Here is a 4927-nt window from a genome sequence, read left to right on the forward strand (position 1 = left end):
GCCGATCGCGATTGCAGCTGCAATCACCATCATGTGGATGTCCATGGTGTTAAAGGTCACCAGATAGACACCAACCAGCGAGAAGAACAGAACGAACGGAACAAGAAGCTGCTGGGGCAGGGCCAAAAGACGCGAGATATATGGGATCAGCGGCAGGTTCAGAACCAGCAACACGATGTTGCCGATATACATCGAAATGATCACCGACCAGAACACGTCCGGCTGTTCAACAAACAGACGCGGACCCGGCTGAACACCATAGGAAATCAGCGCGCCCATCATCACCGCCGTGGTGCCCGAACCCGGAATACCAAGGGTCAGAAGCGGTACGAAGGAACCGGAACACGCAGCGTTGTTTGCGGTTTCCGGCGCGGCCAGACCACGGATGGAGCCTTTGCCAAAGCCGAGCTTTTCCTTGGCCGAGGCAATATTGCGTTCCATGCCATATGCAAGGAAGGATGCAATCGTTGCACCGGCACCCGGCAGAACGCCGGTAAAGAAGCCAAGAACCGAGGAACGGCCAATGACCGGGATCATGATCTTGACTTCTTCCTTCGACAGCTTCATCGAGCCCAGGCTTTTAAGCGCCTTTTCTTCCTCGGAACGGGTGTCCTTGGTCGGACGCAGGATCGAGAGCAGAGCCTCTGAAAGGGCAAAGGTCGACATGGCCAGCAAAAGGAAGCTGATGCCGTCGACAAGATCCATGCTGCCAAAGGTAAAGCGGGCAACGCCAGCCGCCGGATCCGTGCCGATGGTCGAAAGCATGATCCCGAACAGGGTCATGGTAATCGCCTTAAGAACCTGTCCCTTGCCGGCAAAGGCAGACACAGCCGTCAGACCAAGCACCATCAATGCGAAATAGTCACCAGACTGGAACGACAACGAAACCGATGCCAGTGCCGGTGCGGCCACCAGCAGGAAGATTGCAGCAATTGTACCGCCAGAGAATGACGAGTAGGCGGCAATGGCCAGTGCCTTGCCAGCCTGACCCTTTTGGGCCATCGGGTAACCGTCAAAGGCGGTCGCAACCGTTCCGGCAACACCCGGCGCGTTGATCAGAATAGAAGAGGTCGAGCCGCCAAAGATTGCCCCGTAATACACGCCCGCCATCAGAATAAGGCCGGTGGACGGATCAAACCCGTAGGTGATCGGGATCATCAGGGCAATGGCAGTGATTGGGCCAAGACCGGGAAGCATCCCGATAAAGGTGCCTGCGAAACAGCCGACCGCAACCATCAACAGGTTGATCGGCATGACAGCGGTCGAAAGACCGGAGAAAATTCCCTCAAGCATCGTTTGACATCCAACCGAGATAATAGAAGAAATCGCCCGGGGTCAGGTAGATGCCCATGGCATAGAGCAAGCCCCAGAAAGCAAGCGTGACACCGACAGCCGTCAGGATCAGAACCAGCGGACGTCGTTCGCCGAGCGTATAAAAACCGCCCATCAGGAAGAGCGATGTTGAAATCGGGAAGCCCAGCTGGCGGATGGTCAGGCCATAAAACACCATCAGTGCCGCCAGGATAACAACGCGTTTCCACTTAAGACCGCGGAAAGCGTGTTCGAGGCTGCCGGCCTCTTTGTTGGTTGGCAGCACCAGTTGGATGAAGGAAACCACACCAAGCAACCATGCAAGGGCGTTAGGGAGGGTTCTGGCATTGAACGGGGCATCCTCGTCGCCAAACAGCAGCGGGATGTCATCGACATAGAAGCCATATATCAGCGCAAGGCAAAGAAATAGCAGCGCGCCGAATTTGTCGCGATTGATGGACATGGCGTGGTTTCCTTCGGAGGTCTTTTTACTTGTGTATTAACGGCTTATTTCAGGAAGCCAAGGTCGCGCATCAGGTCGCCAACGACCTTTTCCTGGTTTTCCATGAAGGCAGAAAACTCAGCACGCGGCTTGTAGATTTTTTCCCAGCCATTGCGGGTACGAACGGTTTCCCATTCCGGGGTTGCCTGAACGTCCTTGAGGATCGCAGCATAGGCATCCGCTTTGTCAGCTGACAGAGAAGGCGAACCGAAGTAACCGCGCCAGTTGACGAATTCAGCATCAATGCCGAGTTCACCGAGCGACGGAACGTCCGGAGCAGCTTCAACGCGTTCTTTCGAGGTTACAGCCAGAATGCGAACCTGACCTGCCTTGGCAAGTTCAAGCAGTTCGCCCAGACCGGTCGACAGAACTTCGGTTTCACCCGACAGAAGGCCAGCGATTGCTTTGCCGCCTGCGTCATAAGGAATGTATTTTACCTGTTTGGCATCGCCGCCGCCCTGCTGAACGGCATAGGCTGCAACGATGTGGTCCATACCGCCACGGACCGAACCGCCGCCGAACTTGACCGAAGACGGATCAGCTTTGACCGCGTCGACAACGTCGGTGAAGGACTGATACGGGCTGTCGGCCGGAACAGCGAATGCGGCGTATTCAGCAACAACGGCTGCGATCGGGGTCAGGTCGCGGAACGACTGCGGGAAGACGCCGGTCAGCGAACGCACGATGATCGGGGTGGAGTTGACCATCAGGGTGTTATCAAGACGATCAGCAGCTTCGATCATGTAGGCAATGGCCTTACCGCCGCCGCCGCCAGACATGTTTTCGTAGGACGCGGTGCCAACAAGACCCGATTTGGTCAGGGCTTCACCGGTACCACGTGCCGTGCCATCCCAGCCGCCGCCTGCGCCGCCCGGAATGACGAAGTGAATTTCGTCGATTTCTGCAGCTTTGGCATCCATTGCACCAAATGCAGCAGTCGAAACAGCAACAGCCGTGGCTGCTGCGATAAATCCGCGACGCGAGAACATCGACAGTTTGTTCATCAGGGTCTCCTCCAGACACTAAAGCAATTTCCCAGCCACCCGAATAGTGGCAAGCCGATCAATGGAACAAAGCACCAGCAAGGGGAGTCCGAACACCGCTTTCAGAGGCATGAATGCCCACCTGACCCCGGAAATTGACCTGACCTCCCTTGCCGAATTTTCTTCTTGTTTGTTCCGGGGCCAATTTATGACTCACGGATCGGCAGTGGCGGGACGGTAACAGCCAAACCTGTCACCAACCTGTCATTGGCAAAAAATGGGTGAAAAAACTTCACATGATTTATGCGTTAGCGGCAAAGATAGGCGGCCGTTTGTGATCATGAAGACATGCGTTTACCGCAATCCGCTGCACGTGATTGCAGCGAAGCCAGGCATTTGAGTCGCTTTTCCGGGGTGAACCGACTGATCGGACCAGAAAGGGCAAGTGCACCGAGCAGGTGGTTCTGGCGATCCAGTACCGGTACGGCAATCGCCGAAACATCCGGATCACGTTCGCCTTCGCTCAGGGCAAACCTGTCTTCGAGGACCTGTAACGAACGGTCATCGACGCCATCGCCCCAGGCGCGGATGACGTGGCCAGCAGCCCCGAATTCGCAAGGAAGAATGGCGCCTTCTTCAAGATGATGACGCAGGCTGCTTGGGGAGTTTTCTCGAAACAGGCACAATCGATTGGCGCCTTCGGGCACGTAAAAGGATGCGGTTTCCCCGCTTTCCGAAACAAGGATCGATAGGTGTGGGCGGACGATATCGTCCATGCCGTATGATCGCCGGTAAATCGAACCCAGACGCCAAAGTGCCGGGCCAAGGCGATAGCGGCCACGACCCGAAATCATCAAAAAACCACAAGACTCCAACGTTCCCGCCAGTCTCGAGATGGTGCTTTTGTACATTCCGGTACGTTCGGACAGGTCCTTGAGCGACAGGTCATGGTCCTGATCGGTGAAGGCATCAAGAATTCCCAAAGCCCGTTCGACTGCCGTAACGTTCTGTTCTGACATGGTTAAATCCGTTTCGTGCTCTGATTTGGCGCAGTGAGAGCGCCAAGACCATTTTGTCCAAGCTCAAAATTCTATATAATAGAACATAATTCTACCAGACAGAATTTAGGAAATATCCATGAGCGGACCGAAATCTCTTTCCGGAATCACGGTTCTTGACCTGACGAATGTGTTGGCCGGACCGTTTTGCTGTCACCAGCTGGCCCATATGGGGGCGGATGTCATCAAGGTTGAAGCGCCGGGGCGTGGCGATCTTGCCCGCCAGCTTGGCGCCGACATGGAGCTCAATGAAAAGCTTATGGGCGTTTCATTCATGGCACAGAACGCCGGTAAACGTTCGATCACGCTGAACCTTAAGGATCCGCGCGGGAAAGAAATCCTCAAAAAGCTCGTGGCCAAGGCCGATGTTCTGGTCGAGAACTTCCGTCCGGGCGTGATGGATCGTCTTGAGCTTGGCTACGATGTACTTTCAAAGGTTAATCCGGGGCTGGTTTATTGCGCGATTTCCGGCTTTGGCCAGAGTGGCCCGATGAAGAAACTTCCCGCCTATGATCAGATTGTTCAGGGCCTTTCGGGCATCATGACGATCACTGGCGAGGAAGGCTAAAGGGACCTATCGCGTCGGGTATCCGATGGCCGATACCATTGGCGGCATGACTGCGGCCTTTGCCATCAGTTCGGCGTTGGCGGGGCGGGCCATGGGCAACAAGGATGCCAAGGGCAGCTTCATTGATATTTCGATGCTGGAATCGGTGATTGCCACGATGGGTTGGGTGGTCTCGAACTATCTGATTGCCGGCAAGGAGCCGACCGCCAATGGCAATGACAACTTCACGTCATCACCGTCTGGCGCCTTTGCCACGGCCGATGGCCAGATCAACATCGCCGCAAACAAGCAGGAACAATTCGAAGCCCTGTGCGGTGTTCTTGGTCTTGAGGCGCTTATCAAGGACCCGCGGTTTGTGTCACGTAAGGAACGGCTCGAAAACAGATCGGCTTTGACGGAACTGCTTGAGGAAGTGCTGGTTACGCAAGAAACCGATTGCTGGGTTGAAAAGCTTAACGCCGTTGGTGTTCCGGCCGGTGCGGTTCTGACCGTGCCACAGGCGCTT

The 4927-nt window shown here is 55.4% G+C and carries 6 protein-coding genes; 2 read left to right on the forward strand and 4 right to left on the reverse strand.

The annotated features are described in order from the left end of the window. The 4 genes from B3Z49_RS15375 to B3Z49_RS15390 all read right to left on the reverse strand — a co-directional run. A partial coding sequence (locus B3Z49_RS15375; protein ID WP_296992458.1) for a tripartite tricarboxylate transporter permease occupies positions 1 to 1293 on the reverse strand: 1293 nt, incomplete at its 3' end. Beyond that, positions 1286 to 1774, reverse strand: coding sequence for a tripartite tricarboxylate transporter TctB family protein (locus tag B3Z49_RS15380; RefSeq protein ID WP_008891054.1), 489 nt, complete (start codon positions 1772 to 1774; stop codon positions 1286 to 1288). The genes B3Z49_RS15380 and B3Z49_RS15375, both read right to left, overlap by 8 nt. A gap of 44 nt (positions 1775 to 1818) precedes the next feature. Next, complete coding sequence (locus B3Z49_RS15385; protein WP_197147460.1) at positions 1819 to 2817, reverse strand: tripartite tricarboxylate transporter substrate binding protein; 999 nt, start codon at positions 2815 to 2817, stop codon at positions 1819 to 1821. A 317-nt stretch (positions 2818 to 3134) separates the two neighbouring features. Then, complete coding sequence (locus B3Z49_RS15390; RefSeq protein ID WP_063089516.1) at positions 3135 to 3815, reverse strand: IclR family transcriptional regulator; 681 nt, start codon at positions 3813 to 3815, stop codon at positions 3135 to 3137. A 118-nt stretch (positions 3816 to 3933) separates the two neighbouring features. Between B3Z49_RS15390 and B3Z49_RS15395 the strand changes: the two genes are divergently transcribed. Beyond that, a complete protein-coding gene (locus B3Z49_RS15395; protein ID WP_296992465.1) occupies positions 3934 to 4422 on the forward strand; it encodes a CaiB/BaiF CoA transferase family protein in 489 nt (162 codons plus the stop codon). A gap of 25 nt (positions 4423 to 4447) precedes the next feature. Continuing rightward, positions 4448 to 4927, forward strand: a 480-nt coding sequence (locus tag B3Z49_RS15400) for a CoA transferase (protein ID WP_296992467.1), incomplete at its 3' end; no start/stop codon positions are given.

It is taken from the genome of Thalassospira sp. UBA1131, from assembly GCF_002311515.1.
Taxonomy (GTDB): Bacteria; Pseudomonadota; Alphaproteobacteria; order Rhodospirillales; family Thalassospiraceae; genus Thalassospira.

Bases quoted from the DNA above. Each gene is read 5' to 3' on its own strand.
- B3Z49_RS15380 (WP_008891054.1), bottom strand. From the start codon at position 1,774: ATGTCCATCAATCGCGACAAATTCGGCGCGCTGCTATTTCTTTGCCTT.
- B3Z49_RS15385 (WP_197147460.1), bottom strand. From the start codon at position 2,817: ATGAACAAACTGTCGATGTTCTCGCGTCGCGGATTTATCGCAGCAGCC.
- B3Z49_RS15390 (WP_063089516.1), bottom strand. From the start codon at position 3,815: ATGTCAGAACAGAACGTTACGGCAGTCGAACGGGCTTTGGGAATTCTT.
- B3Z49_RS15395 (WP_296992465.1), top strand. From the start codon at position 3,934: ATGAGCGGACCGAAATCTCTTTCCGGAATCACGGTTCTTGACCTGACG.